This window comes from Spiroplasma sp. TIUS-1, assembly GCF_010365785.1.
In the GTDB taxonomy this organism is placed as follows: domain Bacteria; phylum Bacillota_I; class Bacilli_A; order Mycoplasmatales; family Mycoplasmataceae; genus TIUS-1.
In genome coordinates this window covers 310,607-332,738 of record NZ_CP048387.1, presented here as the reverse complement: position 1 = coordinate 332,738, position 22,132 = coordinate 310,607, and the positions used below count along the sequence as shown (strand labels likewise).

Genomic DNA, 22,132 nt, shown 5'->3' with positions numbered 1-22,132 from the left:
AATAGTATATTTAAAGCTATCTATTTAAATTTTGGCATTTTGGATGTTCCGTCTATTGGGCAATAAGTAGCAAAATATCTTCAAGAAAATACTTTTGATACATTCCAAGCAGAAATATTTTGATTAAATGCTTTAGCATCTCTAAACATACCATACATTTTCTTTACACTTGATACATCCCAACGAGAAATATTCTGATTGAATTTTGTAGCTTCATCAAACATTTGATCCATATCTGTAACACTTGATACATCCCAACGAGAAATATCTTGGTTAAATACTTGGTTACCCTTAAACATATTTTGCATATCCGTTACATTTGACACGTTCCAAGCAGAAATATCCTGATTAAATGCTTTTGCACCACTAAACATTCGATTCATGTCTGTTACATTTGATACATCCCAAGCAGAAATATCCTGATCAAATGCTTTTGAACTTTCAAACATATAACCCATATTTGTTATTTTAGGCGATATAAAGTCGGGAACTTCAATTATACTTTTAGGCATTCTATGTGCCGTCCCAATTCCATCATAACCAATTCTTGTTACCTTTTTCACACCTTCAGGTATTTTTGCACCTGATTTAATTTCTCCACTTGTTGGATCAATTCATTCCGAGTCCATTTTCTTTGGTCAACCATTCTCTTTTACAGTAATTTTAATAACTTTTGATGCAACTGCATTATCAGCTGAAATTGTAATAGTCCCTTTTCCAGCAGTCGCTTCAGCAGTAATTGTAATTAGTCCATCAACATTTGTAGCAGTTACCGCTCCAGCAGCTTTAACTTCTAGATTTGTTAAATCAGCAAAGTTTGTAATATTCATAGTTGAACTTTTTCCAACATAAAGTTCATCAGATTCTTTATCAGTTACTATTTCAATTTTTTCTTTAATTGTTATTAAAATATTTTGTTCTTTTAGAGCATTGTCAGCACTTATTGTTATTTGAGCATTTCCATTACCTGCATTTTCTTCTGCTGTGATTGCGATGCTCCCATTATTATTTTTGATATTGATATTTCCTTCTTTTTTGATAGCTTTTGGATTAATTAATTTTTCTCAATTAGAAACGATAATTATTTGAGTTTCTCCAGCTAATAATTCTAATTCATTTTTATCAACTTTAATTTCAATTTTGTTTGAAACATTTACTTTTATTGTTTTTGCTTCCAATGCATTTGAAGCTGTAACAGTTAAAGAACCCTTACCGTTTTTTAGACCTTTAATTAGTATTTTTCCATCAATTAATTCAGCACTAACAAATTCATCTCCAATAACTTTTAAATCTGTTAATAGATTAAAATTGATTATATTTATTTCTTTTTGTTCATCAATGTATATATCTTCTTTTTCTGTTTCTAATTCAATAAGTATATTCAATACATAATTAACTATTACGTGTCCTTGGTATTTTTCTGATGTTGTTGTTACCATTGCTGTGGTGTCTTTTATATCACTGATTTCTATTTTTAAATCTTCTGGAATATCATTTTTAGATTTAATAGCTTCAATTATTGTTTCGGGTTTAGGATTAGATATTAATCCCAAATCTAATTCTTTTATTATTTTACTTATGTATTTTTTGATATTAAAACTAACTTTAACTTTACCAGTATAAGAAGGATTTTTAGAATAAACAACAATTTCTTTTGGACCTTCATCTTTGTTTTTTGTCATTCTTGTAATTTGTAAATCCAAATCTTTAAACATTTCTTCAGAAATATTATTTATAGATTTGATTTCACTTAAAATTGAGTCATCTTTATCATCATTTAAATAACCCAAATCTGTTTTAGTAATTATGCTATCTAATTTATCAGGAATTAAAAAAGATACTTCTACTGGTTTAGGATCAAATTTATCATCATTTTTAACAGAAATTTTTGTTGTTCATTTTTGACCATCAAAATTTGTATCTTCAAAAATAAATGATTCATCTAACGATTTTAAAATGGCTTCATTATTTTTGTTTTTATTTATTATTTCATTTTTGATTGTTTCTTCATTCTTGTCTTTTATCAAGCCTAGATCTTTATTTACAATAACATTTGATAAAGAAATTTTTGTTATAAAAAAAGTAATTTTTCCTGTATACCCTTCGGTTGAAGTAGTTACAACAAATTTAATTTTTTCTCCTGGAACAAAGTCTTCAATCAACAATTCTAGTTCTTTTAATTTTGGATTTTCATCTTTTATTTTTTCAATTATTTCTTCAACTTCTAAACCTAAGATTTCATCACCAATTATAATTGGAGCTTCACTTAATAAAGTATTAATGTCTTGTCTTTGTTCAAATTTAACATCAACATTTCCTACATAATTTAAATCTGTAGAAAAAATTGAAGCAGTAGTTTCATTTTTTTCTTTTACTTTCAAAGCAACACCATTTGCTTTTGAATTTAAAGATTCAACAGAATTTAAAATTTTTAAATCTTCATTATCATCAATTCAACCTAACTCAGTTTCAGTAATAACAGTATTCAAATGTGTTGAAGTTGATCTATCGTTTTTTCATAAGAAAAAATATAAGGATAAAAATGTAGATAACAAAATTAAAATAATTAAAATAACAGCAGCTATAGAAGTTATCTTGATTCTTTTATTTTTTGAATTATTGTCAGCTTTCATATAAATCAAATCCTTTCAACTATCATACAAAAAAAAAAAAAAACAATACTTTATTGAAAACCTGTTGTTAATTTTCAATATTATTTACTTTATTTTTTTACTTTTCATTTTTTATTGGTTCAGTGTCTTAATTTTATTAATATATCTTGAGATATATTTTAAAGATAGATAAATTAAAGATATATAGGACACTAAAACAGAAATAAAAGCTCCCTTCAATAGTATATTTAAAGCTATCTATTTAAATTTTGGCATTTTAGATGTTCCATCAATTGGACATTCAGGAGCAAATGAATTAAAACTAGTTACATTTGATACATCCCAACCCGAAAGATCTTGATCAAATGTTTTTGCATGATAAAACATATAATCCATATTTGTTACATTTGATACATCCCAACCCGAAATATCCTGATTAAATGACACGTTAACATCAAACATATAACTCATATTTGTTACATTTGATACATCCCAACCAGAAATATCCTGATTAAACCTTGAAGATTTGAACAACTTCTCCATAGTGGTTACATTTGATACATCCCAACCAGAAATATCCCCATTAAATGACTTGGTATTTCAAAACATCAAATCCATATCGGTTACATTTGATACATCCCAACCAGAAAGATCTTGATCAAATGTTTTTGCATTTCTAAATAAATTCTTGGTACTTGTTATTTTAGACGATATGAAATCAGGAACTTCAATTATAGATGTTGGCATCCTGTGTGCCAGTCCATTTTCATCATAACCAATCTTTGTAACTTTAGTTACATCTTCAGGGATTACAGTTCCAGATTTAATTTCTCCAGTTTTTGGATCAATTCATTCTGAATCTGAATTCTCAGCGACTTTTATAGTAATAACCTTTGATTCAACTGCATTATCAGCTGAAATTGTAACAGTTCCTTCTCCTACATTATCTCCTGCAGTAATTGTAATTACTCCAGCAACATTTTTAGCAGTTATGGATCCGGCAGTTGTAACTTCTACATTTGTTAAATCAGCAAAATTTGTAATATTAATAGTTGAACTTTCCCCAACATAAATATCATCAGATTCTTTATCTGTTTGAATTACTACCAATGCCTTTACAGTTATTTTAATAACTTTTGACGCAACTGCATTATCAGCTGAAATTGTAACAGTCCCTTCTCCTACATTATCTCCTGCAGTAATTGTAATTACTCCAGCAACATTTTTAGCAGTTATGGATCCGGCAGTTGTAACTTCTACATTTGTTAAATCAGCAAAATTTGTAATATTAATAGTTGAACTTTCCCCAACATAAATATCATCAGATTCTTTATCTGTTTGAATTACTACCAATGCCTTTACAGTTATTTTAATAACTTTTGACGCAACTGCATTATCAGCTGAAATTGTAACAGTCCCTTCTCCTACATTATCTCCTGCAGTAATTGTAATTACTCCAGCAACATTTTTAGCAGTTATGGATCCGGCAGTTGTAACTTCTACATTTGTTAAATCAGCAAAATTTGTAATATTAATAGTTGAACTTTCCCCAACATAAATTTCATCAGATTCTTTATCTGTTTGAATTACTACCAATGCCTTTACAGTTATTTTAATAACTTTTGACGCAACTGCATTATCAGCTGAAATTGTAACAGTCCCTTCTCCTGCAGCCACTCCAGCTGAAATTGTAATTACTCCAGCAACATTTGTAGCAGTCACTGCTCCAGCAGTTGTAACTTCTACATTTGTTAAATCAGCAAAATTTGTAATATTAATAGTTGAACTTTCCCCAACATAAATATCATCAGATTCTTTATCTGTTTGAATTACTACCAATGCCTTTACAGTTATTTTAATAACTTTTGACGCAACTGCATTATCAGCTGAAATTGTAACAGTTCCTTCTCCTACATTATCTCCTGCAATAATTGTAATTACTCCAGCATCATTTGTAGCAGTCACTGCTCCAGCAGCTGTAACTACTGGATTTGTTAGATCAACAAAATTTGTAATATTAATAGTTGAACTTTTCCCAACATAAAGTTCTTCAGACTCTTTATCTGTTTGAATTACTACCAATGCCTTTACAGTTATTTTAATAACTTTTGACGCAACTGCATTATCAGCTGAAATTGTAACAGTCCCTTCTCCAGCAGTTGCTCCAGCTGAAATTGTAATCACTCCAGCATCATTTGTAGCAGTCACTGCTCCTGAAACTACAACTGCTGGATTAATTAGATCAGCAAAATTTGTAATATTAATAGCTGAATTTTTCCCAACATAAATTTCATCAGATTCTTTATCTGTTTGAATTACTATCAATGCCTTTACAGTTATTTTAATAACTTTTGACATAACTGCATTATCAGCTGAAATTGTAATAGTTCCTTCTCCAGCAGTTGCTCCAGCTGAAATTGTAATCACTCCAGCATCATTTGTAGCAGTCACTGCTCCTGAAACTACAACTGCTGGATTAATTAGATTAGCAAAATTTGTAATATTAATAGTTGAATTTTTCCCAATATAAAGTTCATCAGATTCTTTATCTGTTTGAATTACTACCAATGCCTTTACAGTTATTTTAATAACTTTTGACGCAACTGCATTATCAGCTGAAATTGTAATAGTTCCTTCTCCAGCAGTTGCTCCAGCAGTAATTGTAACTACTCCAGCAACATTTGTAGCAGTAATTGCTGGAGTAGCTGTAACTTTTGGATTTGTTAAAGCATCAAAATTTGTAATATTAACAGTTAAACTTTTACCAACATAAAGTTCACCAGAGTCTTTATCAGTTATTATTTCAATTTTTCCTTTAATTACTATAGAAATATTTTGTTCTTTTGAAGCATTATCAGCACTTATTGTTATTTGGGCATTTCCATTACCTGCAGTTTCATTTGCTGTAATTGAGATGTTTCCATCATTATTTACAAATTCAATGTTTCCTTCTTTGATAATTTTTGGATTAATTAATTTATCTCAGTTAGAAACAATAATAGTTTGAGTTTCTCCAGCTAATAATTCTAAATATTTTTTGTCAACTTCTATTTCAATTTTATTTGAAATATTAACTTCTATTGTTTTTGTTTCCATTGCATTTGAAGCCGAAACAATTAAAGTTGCCTTACCATTTTTTAAACCCTTAATTAGTATTTTTCCACCAATTAATTCACCACTAGCAAATTCATCTCCTGTAACTTTTAAATTTGTTAATAGATTAAAATTGTTTACATTTATTTCTTTTTCTTGATCAACGTATATGTCTACTTTTTCTGAATCTAATTGTATAAGTACGTTTAACACATAATTAACTATTACATGTCCTTGATATTTTTCTGATGTTGTTGTTACTTTTGCTGTTGTATCTTTTATATCAATGATTTTTATTTCCAAATCTTCTGGAATAGTGTTTTTAGATTTAATAACATTAATTATTGTTTCAGGATCAGGATTGACTATTAATCCCAAATCTAAAGTTTTTATTATTTCACTTATATCTTTTTTGACATTAAAAGTAATGATAACTTCGCCTGCATATGAAACAGTATTTTTTGAAGTTACCCTAATTTTAAAACCAGAATCAGAATTTTTATTTTTTAAAAATTCAATCTTTAAATCTAAATCTTTAAAAATTTCATCAGAAATACTATTTGTAGATTTGATTGCACTCAAAATAGTTTCAGTTTCTTTATCTGCTAAATAACCTAAATAAGTATTTGTAATTATACTGTCCAATTTATTTGGTAATGAAAAACTAACACACACTGGAACTTTACTAAATGCCACATGATCAATAGATACTCTGGCTATTCATTTATTTTTTTCAACATTATTTAAATTATCGATTAATATATCTTTATTTATTTTGTTTAACATAGCTTTACTATCGGGATTTTTATTTAGTATTTCATTTTTTATTGTTTCTACATTCATGTCTTTTATCAGACCTAAATCAGTATTTTTTATAACATTAGATAAAAGAATTTCTGTAATAAAGAAAGTTGCTTTCCCTTTATAACCTTTTGTTGAAGTTGTTACGATAAATTGAATTTTTTCCCCTGGATTAAAATTTTCTATTATTAAATCTAGTGGGTTTAAAGAATTATTTTGAGATTTAATTATTTCTATTATTTCTTCTAAAGTATATTCTTCAGGAATTTTATTTCCGTCAATAATCGGGTTTTCTACTAAATCGTTAATATCAGTTTTTTGTTGGAATACGACATCTACATCACCTACATAATTAACTTCAGGAGATACAATAATTGCACTGTTTTTATCTTTTGATTTAACTTTTAAAGAAACATCATTTGCCTTTGGATTTAAAGATTCAACAGAATTTAAAATTGTTAAATCTTCATTATCATCAACTCAACCTAAATTAGTCTCAGTTATTATGCTATTTAGTTGTGTTGTTGTTTTTTTATTATCATCTTTTCATAAGAAAAAATACAATGATAAAAATGTAGATAAAAGAATTAAAATAACCAAAACGACAGCAGCTATAGAAGTTATTTTGATCTTTTTATTTTTTAAAATACTGTCTTCTTTCATACAAATTTGAACCTTTTTTGATATTATGATTTAAAAAAAAAAAAAAAAGCAATACTTTATTTACAAAATATTGCTAATTTTCTATGTTATTTACAGTGTTTTTTCTTTTCATTTTTTATTTGTTTAATATGTATTAAGATATAAAACAACTAGTCATTTCAAAAACAACAAATTTGAGATGCAGAGGCAGAATAAGTATGTTGGAAGAAACAGTCTCTCCAAGGAGATATATTCAATTATTAATTAAAAGTGTTTATATAAATTGAAATCTAAATAAGTAGAACCAAACTACTTAAATTTCGGAATTTTAGATGTCTTATTTATAGGACACATTATTGCAAAAGTTTTATAATTTGTAACATTTGATACATCCCAACTCGAAATATCTTGGTCAAATGATTCTGCATAATAAAACATAGCTTCCATATTGGTTACATTTGATACATCCCAAGAAGAAATATCTTGATTAAAACTTCTTACATTTTCAAATAATGACGACATATCTGTTACATTTGATACATCCCAAGAAGAAATATCTTGATTAAATTGAGTCCTATAGAATACATAATTCATTTTAGTTACATTTGATACATCCCAAGAAGAAATATCTTGACTGAAATTTTCAGCTCCGTAAAACATTTTAGATATGTCCTTTATTTTAGGCGATATAAAGTCAGGAACTTCAATTATAGATGTTGGCATTTGGTGAGCATTTCCATTTTCATCATAACCAATCTTTGTAACTTTAGTCACACCATTAGGAATTGCAGCTCCCGATTTAACTTCTCCAGTTACTGGGTCAATTCATTGTGAATCTGAATCCATTACAACTTTTATAGTGATAATTTTTGAAGCAGCCGCATTATCAGCTGAAATTGTAACAGTCCCTTCTCCAGCAGTCACTCCAGCTGAAATTGTAATTACTCCAGCAACATTTGTAGCAGTTATGGATCCTGCAGCTGTAATTTCTACATTTGTTAAATCAGCAAAATTTGTAATATTAATAGTTGAACTTTCCCCAGTATATAGTTCATCAGAATCTTTATCTGTTTGAATTAATATCAATGCCTTTACAGTTATTTTAATAACTTTTGACATAGCTGCATTATCAGCTGAAATTGTAATTGTTCCCTCTCCAGCAGTCGCTCCAGCTAAAATTGTAACTACTCCAGCAACATTTGTAGCAGTAATTGCTCCAGTAGATGTAACTTCTGGATTTGTTAAATCAGCAAAATTTGTAATATTAATAGTTGAACTTTTCCCAACATAAATTTCGTCAGATTCTTTATCTGTTTGAATTACTATCAATGACTTTACAATTATTTTAATAACTTTTGACGCATCTGCATTATCAGCTGAAATTGTAATTGTTCCCTCTCCAGCAGTCGCTCCAGCTAAAATTGTAACTACTCCAGCAACATTTGTAGCAGTAATTGCTCCAGTAGATGTAACTTCTGGATTTGTTAAATCAGCAAAATTTGTAATATTAATAGTTGAACTTTTCCCAACATAAATTTCGTCAGATTCTTTATCTGTTTGAATTACTATCAATGACTTTACAATTATTTTAATAACTTTTGACGCATCTGCATTATCAGCTGAAATTGTAATTGTTCCCTCTCCAGCAGTCGCTCCAGCTAAAATTGTAACTACTCCAGCAACATTTGTAGCAGTAATTGCTCCAGTAGATGTAACTTCTGGATTTGTTAAATCAGCAAAATTTGTAATATTAATAGTTGAACTTTTCCCAACATAAATTTCGTCAGATTCTTTATCTGTTTGAATTACTATCAATGACTTTACAATTATTTTAATAACTTTTGACGCATCTGCATTATCAGCTGAAATTGTAATTGTTCCCTCTCCAGCAGTCGCTCCAGCTAAAATTGTAATTACTCCAGCAACATTTGTAGCAGTAATTGCCCCAGTAGATGTAACTTCTGGATTTGTTAAATCAGCAAAATTTGTAATATTAATAGTTGAACTTTTCCCAACATAAATTTCATCAGATTCTTTATCTGTTTGAATTACTATCAATGCCTTTACAGTTATTTTAATAACTTTTGACGCATCTGCATTATCAGCTGAAATTGTAACAGTCCCTTCTCCAGCAGCCGCAGCAGTAATTGTAATTACTCCACCAGCATTTGTAGCAGTAACTGCTCCTGAAGCTACAACTGTTGGATTAATTAGATCAGCAAAATTTGTAATATTAATAGTTGAACTTTTTCCAACATAAAGTTCATCAGATTCTTTATCTGTTTGAATTACTACCAATGCCTTTACAGTTATTTTAATAACTTTTGACGCAACTGCATTATCAGCTGAAATTGTAACAGTCCCTTCTCCAGCAGCGGCTCCAGCTGAAATTGTAATCACTCCAGCAACATTTGTAGCAGTCACTGCTCCTGAAACTACAACTGCTGAATTAATTAGATCAGCAAAATTTGTAATATTAATAGTTGAATTTTTTCCAACATAAAGTTCATCAGATTCTTTATCTGTTTGAATTACTATCAATGCCTTTACAGTTATTTTAATAACTTTTGACGCAACTGCATTATCAGCTGAAATTGTAATAGTTCCTTCTCCAGCAGTCGCTCCAGCAACTATTGTAATTAGTCCATCAACATTTGTAGCAGTTACCGTTCCAGCAGCTGTAACGACTGGATTTGTTAGATCACCAAAGTTTGTAATATTAATTGTTGAATTTTTTCCAACATAAAGTTCATCAGAGTCTTTATCAGTTATTATTTCAATTTTTCCTTTAATTACTATTGAAATATTTTGTTCTTTTAAAGCATTATCAGCATTTATTGTTATTTGGGCATTTCCATCACCTGCAGTTTCATTTGCTGTAATTGAGATGTTTCCATTATTATTTACAAATTCAATGTTTCCTTCTCTGATAATTTTTGGATTAATTAAGTTATTTCAGTTAGAAACAATAATAGTTTGAGTTTCTCCAGCTAATAATTCTAAATCTTTTTTATCAACTTCTATTTCAATCTTATTTGAAATATTAACTTCTATTGTTTTTGTTTCCATTGCATTTGAAGCCGAAACAGTTAAAGTTCCCTTACCATTTTTTAAACCTTTAATTAGTATTTTTTCACCAATTAATTCACCACTAGCAAATTCATCTCCTATAACTTTTAAATTTGTTAATAGATTAAAATTGTTTACATTTATTTCTTTTTCTTGATCAACGTATATGTCTACTTTTTCTAAATCTAATTGTATAATTACATTTAACACATAATTAACTACTACATGTCCTTGATATTTTTCTGATTTTGTTGTAACTTTTGCTGTTGTGTCTTTTATATCAATGACTTCTATTTCCAAATCTTCTGGAATAGTGTTCTTAGATTTAATAACATTAATTATTGTTTCAGGTTCAGGATTGACTATTAATCCCAAATCTAAATTTTTTATTATTTCACTTATATCTTTTTTGACATTAAAAGTAATGATAACTTCACCTGCATATGAAACAGTATTTTTTGAAGTTACCCTAATTTTAAAACCAGAATCAGAATTTTTATTTTTTAAAAATTCAATCTTTAAATCTAAATCTTTAAAAATTTCATCAGAAATACTATTTGTAGATTTGATTGCACTCAAAATAGTTTCAGTTTCTTTATCTGCTAAATAACCTAAATAAGTATTTGTAATTATACTGTCCAATTTATTTGGTAATGAAAAACTAACACACACTGGAACTTTACTAAATGCCACATGATCAATAGATACTCTGGCTATTCATTTATTTTTTTCAACATTATTTAAATTATCGTTTAATATATCTTTATTTATTTTGTTTAACATAGCTTTACTATCGGGATTTTTATTTAGTATTTCATTTTTTATTGTTTCTACATTCATGTCTTTTATCAGACCTAAATCAGTATTTTTTATAACATTAGATAAAAGAATTTCTGTAATAAAGAAAGTTGCTTTCCCTTTATAACCTTTTGTTGAAGTTGTTACGATAAATTGAATTTTTTCCCCTGGATTAAAATTTTCTATTATTAAATCTAGTGGGTTTAAAGAATTATTTTGAGATTTAATTATTTCTATTATTTCTTCTAAAGTATATTCTTCAGGAATTTTATTTCCGTCAATAATCGGGTTTTCTACTAAATCGTTAATATCAGTTTTTTGTTGGAATACGACATCTACATCACCTACATAATTAACTTCAGGAGATACAATAATTGCACTGTTTTTATCTTTTGATTTAACTTTTAAAGAAACATCATTTGCCTTTGGATTTAAAGATTCAACAGAATTTAAAATTGTTAAATCTTCATTATCATCAACTCAACCTAAATTAGTCTCAGTTATTATGCTATTTAGTTGTGTTGTTGTTTTTTTATTATCATCTTTTCATAAGAAAAAATACAATGATAAAAATGTAGATAAAATAATTAAAATTACCAAAACGACAGCAGCTATAGAAGTTATCTTGATCTTTTTATTTTTTAAAATACTGTCTTCTTTCATGCAACTTTAAACCTTTTTTGATATTATGATTTAAAAAAAAAAAAAAAAGCAATACTTTATTTACAAAATATTGCTAATTTTCTATGTTATTTACAGTGTTTTTTCTTTTCATTTTTTATTTGTTTAATATGTATTAAGATATAAAACAAATAGTCATTTCAAAATCAACAAATTTGAGATGCAGAGGCAAAATAAGTATATTGGAAGAAACGGTCTCTACAAGAAGACATATTCAATTATTAATTAAAAGTGTTTATATAAATTGAAATCTAAATAAGTAGAACCAAACTACTTAAATTTTGGCATTTTAGATGTCTTATCTATAGGACACTGAGTTGCAAAAGTTCCATAATTTGTTACATTTGATACATCCCAACCCGAAATATCTTGGTCAAATGAATTTGCATAATAAAACATAGATTCCATACTTGTTACATTTGATACATCCCAATCCGAAATATCCTGATCAAATAATATGGCAGTTGCAAACATATAATCCATACTTGTTACATTTGATACATCCCAAGCAGAAATATCCTGATTAAAAGAGTCAGAACCCCTGAACATCATCTCCATACTTGTTACATTTGATACATCTCAACCCGAAATATCTTGGTCAAATGAATTTGCACCATAAAACATCTTATCCATATTGATTACATTTGATACATCCCAATCCGAAATATCCCCATTAAATGACGTAGCTGCTCAAAATAATTTACTGGCATCTGTTATTTTAGGCGATATTAAGTCAGGAACTTCGATTACAGAATTTGGCATCCTGTGTGCCAGTCCATTTTCACCATAACCAATCCTTGTAACTTTAGTTACATTTTTAGGGATTACAGTTCCCAATTTAACTTCTCCAGTTTTTGGGTCAATTCATTCTGAATCCATTGCCTTTGGTCAAACAATTGGCTTATTCACAGTTATTACAATAATTTTAGCTTGAGTTGCATTATCAGCTGAAATTGTAACAGTCCCTTGTCCTGTAACTGCTCCAGCAGTTACGGTAATTACTCCAGCATTATTTATAGCAGTAACTGCTCCAGAAGCTGTAACGACTGGATTTGTTAAATCAATAAAATTTGTAATTTTAATAGTTGAACTTTTACCAGTATCAAGTTTAATAGATTCTTTATTTGTTTGAATTACTATCAATGCCTCTACAGTTATTGCAATAACTTTTGACACATCTGCATTATCAGCTGAAATTGTAACAGTCCCATGTCCAACAGTTACAGCAGTAATTGTAATTACTCCAGCAACATTTGTAGCAGTTACCACTCCAGCAGCTGTAACGACTGGATTTGTTAAAGCATCAAAATTTGTAATATTAATAGTTGAAGTTTTCCCAGCATATAGTTCGTCAGAATCTTTATCTGTTTGAATTACTACCAATGCCTTTACATTTATTGTAATAACTTTTGACACATCTGCATTATCAGCTGAAATTGTAACAGTCCCTTGTCCTGCTGCTCCAGCAGTAATTGTAATTACTCCAGCAACATTTGTAGCAGTAATTACTCCAGTAGCTGTAACTTCTGGATTAATTAGATCAGCAAAATTTGTAATATTAATAGTTGAATTTTTCCCAACATAAATCTCATCAGATTCTTTATCTGTTTGAATTACTACCAATGCCTTTACATTTATTGTAATAACTTTTGACACATCTGCATTATCAGCTGAAATTGTAACAGTCCCTTGTCCTGCTGCTCCAGCAGTAATTGTAATTACTCCAGCAACATTTGTAGCAGTTACCACTCCAGCAGCTGTAACGACTGGATTTGTTAAAGCATCAAAATTTGTAATATTAATAGTTGAAGTTTTTCCAGCATAAATTTCATCAGATTCTTTATCTGTTTGAATTACTACCAATGCCTCTACAGTTATTTTAATAACTTTTGACACAACAGCATTATCAGCTGAAATTGTAACAGTCCCTTCTCCAACAGCAGCAGCAGTAATTGTAATTACTCCAGCAACATTTGTAGCAGTTACCACTCCAGCAGCTGTAACGACTGGATTTGTTAAAGCATCAAAATTTGTAATATTAATAGTTGAAGTTTTTCCAGCATAAATTTCATCAGATTCTTTATCTGTTTGAATTACTACCAATGCCTCTACAGTTATTTTAATAACTTTTGACACAACAGCATTATCAGCTGAAATTGTAACAGTCCCTTGTCCTGCTGCTCCAGCAGTAATTGTAATTACTCCAGCAACATTTGTAGCAGTTACCACTCCAGCAGCTGTAACGACTGGATTTGTTAAAGCATCAAAATTTGTAATATTAATAGTTGAACTTTTTCCAGCATAAATTTCATCAGATTCTTTATCTGTTTGAATTACTATCAATGCCTTTACAGTTATTGTAATAACTTTTGACGCAACTGCATTATCAGCTGAAATTGTAATAGTTCCTTCTCCAACAGTCGTTCCAGCAACTATTGTAATTAGTCCATCAACATTTGTAGCAGTTACCACTCCAGCAGCTGTAACGACTGGATTTGTTAAAGCATCAAAGTTTGTAATATTAATTGTTGAACTTTTTCCAATATAAAGTTCATCAGATTGCTTATCAGTTTCTATTTCTATTTTTGCTCTAATTGTTATTGAAATAGTTTGTTCTTTTAAAGCATTGGCAGAGTTTATTGTTATTTGGGCATTTCCATCACTTGCATTTTCATTTGCTGTGATTGTGATGCTTCCACTATTGTTTTCAATATTGATATTTCCTTCTTTGGTAACTTGTGGACTAAGTAAATTAACTCAGTTAATAACTTTAATAGTTTGAGCTTCTCCAGCTAATAATTCTAATTCTTTTTTATCAACTTCAATTTCAATCTTGTTTGAAACATTAACTTCTATTATTTTTGCTTCTATTGCATTTGAAGCTGTAACAGTTAAAGAACCCTTACCGTTTTTTAAACCTTTAATTAATATTTTTCCATCAATTAGTTCACCACTAACACTAACAAATTCATCTCCAGTAACCTTTAAATCAGTTAATAAATTAAAGTTTGTTACATTTATTTCTTTTTCTTGATCAACGTATATGTCTACTTTTTCTAAATCTAATTGTATAATTACATTTAACTTATAATTAACTATTACATGTCCTTGGTATTTTTCTGATGTTGTTGTTACTTTTGCTGTTGTATCTTTTATATCAATGACTTCTATTTCCAAATCTTCTGGAATAGTGTTCTTAGATTTAACAGCACTAATTATTGTTTCAGGTTCAGGATTGAGTATTAATCCCAAATCTAAATTTTTTATTATTTCACTTATATCTTTTTTGACATTAAAAGTAATGATAACTTCACCTGTATATGAAACAGTATTTTTTGAAGTTACCCTAATTTTAAAACCAGAATCAGAATTTTTATTTTTTAAACATTCAATCTTTAAATCTAAATCTTTAAAAATTTCATTAGAAATACTATTTGTAGATTTGATTGCACTCAAAATAGTTTCAGTTTCTTTATCTGCTAAATAACCTAAATAAGTATTTGTAATTATACTGTCCAATTTATTTGGTAATGAAAAACTAACATACACTGAATCTTTACTAAATCCAACATGATCAATAGATACTCTAGCTGTTCATTCATTTTTTTCAACATTATTTAAATTATCAATTAATATATATTGATATATTTTGTTTAACATAGCTTTACTATCGGGATTTTTATTTAATATTTCACTTTTTATTGTTTCTACATTCATGTCTTTTATCAAACCTAAATTAGTATTTTTTATAACATTTAATAAAGAAATTTTTGTTATAAAGAAAGTTGCTTTCCCTTTATAACCTTTTGTTGAAGTTGTTACGATAAATTGAATTTTTTCCCCTGGATTAAAATTTTCTATTATTAAATCAAGTGGGTTTAAAGAATTATTTTGAGATTTAATTATTTCTATTATTTCTTCTAAAGTATATTCTTCAGGAATTTTATTTCCGTCAATAATGGGGTTTTCTACTAAATCGTTAATATCAGTTTTTTGTTGGAATACGACATCTACATCACCTACATAATTAACTTCAGGAGATACAATAATTGCACTGTTTTTATCTTTTGATTTAACTTTTAAAGAAACATCATTTGCCTTTGGATTTAAAGATTCAACAGAATTTAAAATTGTTAAATCTTCATTATCATCAACTCAACCTAAATTAGTCTCAGTTATTATGCTATTTAGTTGTGTTGTTGTTTTTTTATTATCATCTTTTCATAAGAAAAAATACAATGATAAAAATGTAGATAAAATAATTAAAATTACCAAAACGACAGCAGCTATAGAAGTTATCTTGATCTTTTTATTTTTTAAAATACTGTCTTCTTTCATGCAACTTTAAACCTTTTTTGATATTATGATTTAAAAAAAAAAAAAAAAGCAATACTTTATTTACAAAATATTGCTAATCTTGAGCATTATTTATACTTGTACTGTTTATTTTGAACATCCTAATTTGATTCAGTTTATTTACCATAAAACTCAAAATCTACTTCTAAACTAAAAATAAATAACTTAAGTGAGTAAAATTCATAACAGTTTAATAATGAATAAAAAAACTATAAATATTAACTAATAAACAAACTGCTTTTTAAATTATTTTCTATTAGATACTGATTCAAATATTTCTTTTGGTGAAGTCGGGTGTTTTAAATCAGAATTTAATTCATTTGATAAATCTGAAATAATTTTTTCAGATGTAAATGGATCACGAGGATCATATGTTCATGAATTGTTAAATAGTTGCTGAGTGTTTTTGTTACCTAATATTCCTATAGAAATAGCGTGAAATCTATTTCTAATTGATTTTAAATGTTTAACACGTTCAAGTGTATCTTCTGACAAATCGGGATTCAAAAAATCAGATATCATAAGCATGTCTGAATTATGTCATTTCTTTTGATTCATAACGCGCGCTGCATGAGTAATTGCTGGCTCTATATTAGTTGACCCATTAAAGCTTTGAGATAGAAAATCTACTAAACTTGATAACATGGTTTTTGTTTTTGAAAAATCTAAAACTTCAATTCCACCTGAAAAGTTAATCATGTAGAAATTTCGCTTTTCTTTAATTGCAATTTTTGTAATTGCTAAAGCTAATGATTTAGCAATTTGTTCTGGACTACCTTGCATTGATGCTGAAGTATCAATGCAAAGAACTATTGGTCCTTTTTTATCTGGGACTTCAACATTGTAGACACGTTCTTCTACTATTCTTTCTGGAACTTCGTCTAAAGCTATAAAATCAAATACTTGTAATTGACTTTCAAGCATCTTTTTATAAAATAGTGTTTCAAGTACTGGAATTCCCAACACTGCAAATTCTGTTGTTAACGTGTGTTCTAAAACATTAGATTGTGAAACTCCCACTATTTCTTCAGTTGAGTAGTATACAGGTCTTATTTTAGTCTTAATTGGTCTATCTAGCATCTTACGTTCTTCAATTAACTCACTCTTGCTTGTTTGTCTACCAATCAAAGACGCAATTTCCATAATAGCTGGATTATTTTGTAAATAATTTGCAAAAGATTCTAATATTTCCATATTCAAATTTTTTGCAAGAGTTTCTTCAAATACATCACCAAAGAAATTTCAAACTGTTTTTAGTAACTTTGATGAAGCAACATAAATTTCAATATAGTCATATAATTTTTGAATAAATTTAATTCTTTTTTCTTCTATTTCGATCATTCTATATTCAACTACATTTTTAATTAATATAATTTCTCAAGTTTTAATAAAATTTTTATAGACCATGTTTTGATCACTTCCAACTTTATTAAATTCATAACGATAAAAATTTAATCTATTGTAGAAACGAGATTTAACTTTAAAAAGAAAATCTTGTATTTTAGAATAATTTTTCTTTGTGCCTTCATATCCATTTATTTTTACTCAATAAAATAAATATATTTCTTTTTCAAGTTGAGGGGATAGTTTTATGTTTTTAATTTCTTTTTCAATTTCTTTATCATGAAAATTATTGATTTGGTCATCAAAAAAATGAGCTGGTAAACCTCTACTTTTTACAGCTGCCATGTAAACAGGATTTTTTAGGTCCTTCTCGTGTAGGTAACTCAACTCTTTTTTTATTTTTGTATCTATTTTATTTTCAAATTGAAATTCCATAATATCTCCAAAAAATTATTATTCAATATTTGAACCTGGTTTATTAGAAACTAACTCAGCTGTCTCTTCAACCGGAGTTTCATTAATAACTTGTACCCTTTTTTCTAAATTATCATGTTCTGCAATTTTTTGTTGATTCACAATTTCTATGTATTCAGCAAACGCATTATTTAAAACAAGATCAAATTGTTGCCTAAAAAATATTGTTGAAGTTTTTTCAAGTCTCTCTTTTTCTTCAACCATCAAGTTTGGCAAATTATCAACTTTTCAAGCAACTTCATTAATTTTTGTTTGTAAGGCATCGAGTTCACTTTGATCTTTTTTATTTTGAATTTCTAAACCAACTGTATCTCCATTAATTTGAAGTGTTTTTTCGTTAATATAAACTACTGAAACTTTTTTAATTGAAATTAAATTGTCCAACTCATCACCACAAAATATTTCAATTTCAGTAGCTTTTCCATTACTGTGGAAAATTTTTGTATAATCTTCAGCTTTCATAAAATTTATAGGATTTTCTGAATTTTTCCACAATAATCTATGAAATGATCCTGGTAGTTTTTTTGAGAACACATTTTGATAAATACTTTTTTCTGTTGTATTGTCTAATACAAATGCATATTGCTTTTTAAGTTCAGCAAGTTCGACTTTTAGTGCTTCTCATTTTTTAAAGATGTCTACTTTTAATGATTCAAAATAGAACTCGTTAAATAATGCACTATATTCTTCTTCTTGTTGCTCATCATCTCAAATACAGTAAGGAATAATAAGTCAATCTTGTTTATCTACTTTAACACGTCCATTGAAATAAGCAGATGTTTTCATTAAACCAGCAATTTTTTTTCAACGTCTATCTGAAATATATGCTTCACCTTCAGTTGCTACATCCAATCCTTTTCTAAAATCAGAAATAAAATTAAATGTTAACTCATCCATTTGAACTTTTTTAATTTCTTTTTGCCAAGCAAAAAATTCTTCTGCTTTAATTTGTAGTTTTGAATCAACACTAATTTCTAATGGAGCATCCCCTGCAATCATTTCATTAAAGTTGTTTTCATCTTTCAATCCCTCAACAATATATCTAATAATAAATCTATCAAATAAAGCTTCTAGTCCTTGACCTGGCGCAGGTAATTCATTTGATGCTGACATTAACAATTTCATTGGTACTTTTACATCTTCTCCTGCATTTCTAAAAATTTTTTCATTAATGATTGTTAGAAGTGTATTTTGAATTGATGGTCCAGCCTTTCAAATTTCATCTAAAAAAACTATATCTGCACTTGGCAAGTATTTTTTTGTTAATCTTTTATATTCTCCTTTTTGAATACCTTCAATAGAGATTGGCCCAAAAATTTCTTCTGGAGTGGAAAATCTATTCATAAGGTATTCAAAAATTGAACCATCCTTAAATGCATATTTAATACGTCGTGCTACAAGTGATTTAGCAATTCCTGGTTTACCTAATAAGAAAATTGATTCTCCACTTAGCATTGCTAATACTGAAAGTACGAATACTTCGTTTTTTTCATAGACACCTTTTTGTAATTCATTAATTAATTCTTCTATTCTATTTGATCCTGCCATTTTTTATGTTCTCCTAAATCTCTAAATTCATTCTTTGTTTAATATCATCAGATTTAACAATTAAAAAACATGAACCTATTATTTGTATTATTGTTGTAACTAATACCATTATTATAATTATTGGGTAAATATCGTTGATAGTTTCATTATTATTTATCCTAATACTATTTATTACTATTAATGTTGCACACATTAATTCAAAGAATACAAAGTGAGCAATTGCAAAGATAATAAATACTACTGATCACTTTTTAACAGTACCTACAGTTTTAGCAAGAAATGAGGGCAAAATATAAAACAAACTAAATAAAAGTGCTATAAATAAGAACCCATAACTAATTGCATCACTTAGAGATATTCCAAAGAAAACTAATTCTTGCCCTATTAATTTTTCAACTGTAACTAGAATTCCATATTTACCTAAGATAAATGATGTAATTATTGTCATTAAAGCTGCCAATAAAATTAATATTCTTCCTGCTACTTCAAGCTTAGTACTTCAATATAATCTTCTACCTGCAAAGTTATTAACTTTTGTTGGAGGTATATAAGAAAATTTCTTTTGTTCTAATTTAGTAAGTTCAGATAATTCAGTTTCGTATTTAGAGCGTTTATTTTCTTCATCTAATAAATTTAGTTCAGGAAACTGACTTTTATGATTTGGTTTAATACTCATTTATTACCTCTCTTTGTTAATTGATGCGTTAAATAAATTATAACCATTATTTACCATTCATTCTCTATCTATTGATACTATTACTATTCCAACATTGATTTCTTTTTTACATAAAATGTATTTGTTGTTTTTGATCCTTTAAAATTTCACAAACTATTTGGAGCAGTTATTGTTACAGTGTAACTACCTTCATTCAATTTGCCACCTTTAATTGGACCATTTAGCTTATAAGACATTTCGTTAGCTTCATTTCCAGGTTTAAATTTATTTGGTCAACTATCTATTGATTGTCTCATTAGATTTTTAACATAATATATAATTTCTGATTCATAAGTATCTGTATCTCATAAGTTGTTTGGAATATTTGAAATATTTAAAGAACTTAAATTATATTTAGCTTTACCATATGGATCATTAATTACTTTACTTGGTATGAAATGATATTGAGTTATTCTATTCACTGATCTTCCTTCTGAATAAAAGAAGGCTTTGGAATCTACCCTATTAAAATCTATAGTTTTGTCAAAATAAACTTTATCATTATCTTTTCTTGTAGCGTAACCAGGTGTAGCAATATTAGAAACCATTGGAGAACTAACTCTAACCTCATCAAATACTGATTGAGATACACCGTTGCTATCCAAACTTTTTTTAATTGTATTAACTATTGATTGTTCAATTTGATTTTGTTTAGAAGATAATTTTTGATTGATCAAATCTCTTGAATCTTCATATTTAATATTATTTACTACATCATTTACATCATTTACTATATTGTAATTATTATAGTTAATTGACCCTCTGCTATATGGTTGTTGGTCATAGTAAATATCTGTTGATTTATTAACATCTAAAAATTTAATGTTAACTTTATTTGTAAAAATTTTATGTTCTGATTGAAATAATGAATTTTCGACATCATCAGTAATTTCTTTTCCATCAGAATATCCATAATTTATATAACCCTTGTATGTTTTAATATCACTAGAACTCATTGATGTTCATGACCCTGAATTGCGATCACGTAACCTAAAACCAGTAATATCATTTTCAATCTTAGGCATACTAATTCCAATTTTATTAAAGATATATTCAACGGTATTGTAGTCTCCTAAATGTTGATTATATAAATTAGATCCAAAGCTTTTTATATTATTAATTTTCCTACTGTCATATTTTATGTGAATTGAACTTGCGTTTGCATAATCTTGTGCATATTTATTATTAGCTGGCAATGATCCTGACTTTGGTTTAATTTCACTATAAAAATCCATTCCACTGTTATTTGCTAAATTGTAGTATGTTTTTAATAAACCTTTCAATACTGATTCATTTGAATTAAATGATTCATTGACTTGAATGAATTTTTGAATACTTTCATTATTTATTAATTTTAATAATACAGGTAAAGTTGTTTCTTGATCATGTCTTAAGGTAAAGTCATATTTTTTCTTTAGATCATATTTTTTATTATCGAATCCCACTATTCCAAGTCTTAAACAAAATCTAATATTGTATTTAAATATTCCTGCCTCTTTATTTGAAGGAGAAAAAAATACCTCACCTAATTTATTATTCCCTTCATATGGATATTTTAAGATTGTTGGAAACAATGCTAATTCCTTCATTTCTTTATCATTGAATATCAGCTTATTATTTTCAGAAATTGAAACTCCTGTTCCTGAAAGCATTTCATTTAAATCTGCTTCAGACATTTTTGACATTCATTCATTTCCATTGATAAGTTCTTTCCTGATATCAGTAATGTCACTTTCTTTGACATATATTCCAGTACCTTGAGTTTCCCCAACTCTAAATGTTGTTCTGGTTGGTGACAATTTATCATTGAAATATTTATCTAAGCTTTTATTTAAATCACTGGCATCAGCCCAAGGATCTTTAATTGAATATGATGAACTAGTTGTAAAAGAATAAATTATTGCTCCTGTGGGTGCAACAACTACTGAAATACCTAAAATAACAAACAAAAGTTTGTTTTGAAATCTAGTTAATTTTCAGAATTTCTTCATTGCCATAT

The 22,132-nt window shown here is 27.8% G+C and carries 10 protein-coding genes and 1 CRISPR repeat array; of the genes, 3 read left to right on the top strand and 7 right to left on the bottom strand.

The window, feature by feature from the left end; all coding sequences use genetic code 4:
- Positions 1–20: 20 nt before the first annotated feature.
- Both STIUS_RS03685 and STIUS_RS03680 read right to left on the bottom strand, forming a co-directional pair.
- On the bottom strand, positions 21–2,633 hold the full coding sequence (locus STIUS_RS03685) for a BspA family leucine-rich repeat surface protein (RefSeq protein ID WP_203234711.1): 2,613 nt from the start codon (positions 2,631–2,633) through the stop codon (positions 21–23).
- Positions 2,634–2,870: 237 nt separating this feature from the next.
- On the bottom strand, positions 2,871–7,169 hold the full coding sequence (locus STIUS_RS03680; protein WP_203234710.1) for a BspA family leucine-rich repeat surface protein: 4,299 nt from the start codon (positions 7,167–7,169) through the stop codon (positions 2,871–2,873).
- 355 nt (positions 7,170–7,524) lie between these two features.
- Positions 7,525–7,791: a CRISPR direct-repeat array (repeat unit 36 nt; unit sequence GTTACATTTGATACATCCCAAGAAGAAATATCTTGA).
- A gap of 216 nt (positions 7,792–8,007) precedes the next feature.
- Here STIUS_RS03680 and STIUS_RS01435 point away from each other — a divergent pair.
- The 3 genes from STIUS_RS01435 to STIUS_RS01425 all read left to right on the top strand — a co-directional run bounded on the left by STIUS_RS01435 (position 8,008) and on the right by STIUS_RS01425 (position 10,827).
- Positions 8,008–8,439, top strand: coding sequence for a hypothetical protein (locus STIUS_RS01435; RefSeq protein ID WP_162649518.1), 432 nt, complete (start codon positions 8,008–8,010; stop codon positions 8,437–8,439).
- Positions 8,440–10,035: 1,596 nt separating this feature from the next.
- The gene (locus tag STIUS_RS01430; protein WP_162649516.1) at positions 10,036–10,431 is read left to right on the top strand and encodes a hypothetical protein; all 396 of its coding nucleotides are present in this window, start codon (positions 10,036–10,038) and stop codon (positions 10,429–10,431) included.
- Between the two features lie 69 nt (positions 10,432–10,500).
- Positions 10,501–10,827, top strand: a complete 327-nt coding sequence (locus tag STIUS_RS01425; RefSeq protein WP_162649514.1) for a hypothetical protein — start codon at positions 10,501–10,503, stop codon at positions 10,825–10,827.
- A 1,139-nt stretch (positions 10,828–11,966) separates the two neighbouring features.
- Here STIUS_RS01425 and STIUS_RS03675 read toward each other — a convergent pair.
- The 5 genes from STIUS_RS03675 to STIUS_RS01400 form a co-directional block, all read right to left on the bottom strand.
- Positions 11,967–16,034 carry a BspA family leucine-rich repeat surface protein gene (locus tag STIUS_RS03675; RefSeq protein ID WP_203234709.1) on the bottom strand — a complete coding sequence of 1,356 codons (4,068 nt, stop codon included), beginning with the start codon at positions 16,032–16,034 and terminating at the stop codon, positions 11,967–11,969.
- Positions 16,035–16,298: 264 nt separating this feature from the next.
- A complete protein-coding gene (locus tag STIUS_RS01415) occupies positions 16,299–17,831 on the bottom strand; it encodes a VWA domain-containing protein (RefSeq protein WP_162649513.1) in 1,533 nt (510 codons plus the stop codon).
- Positions 17,832–17,849: 18 nt separating this feature from the next.
- Complete coding sequence (locus STIUS_RS01410; protein WP_162649512.1) at positions 17,850–19,418, bottom strand: AAA family ATPase; 1,569 nt, start codon at positions 19,416–19,418, stop codon at positions 17,850–17,852.
- Between the two features lie 13 nt (positions 19,419–19,431).
- Entirely contained in the window at positions 19,432–20,094 is a 663-nt protein-coding gene (locus STIUS_RS01405; protein WP_162649511.1) for a hypothetical protein, read from the bottom strand.
- 83 nt (positions 20,095–20,177) lie between these two features.
- Complete coding sequence (locus STIUS_RS01400) at positions 20,178–22,130, bottom strand: hypothetical protein (RefSeq protein ID WP_162649509.1); 1,953 nt, start codon at positions 22,128–22,130, stop codon at positions 20,178–20,180.
- Positions 22,131–22,132 lie beyond the last annotated feature (2 nt).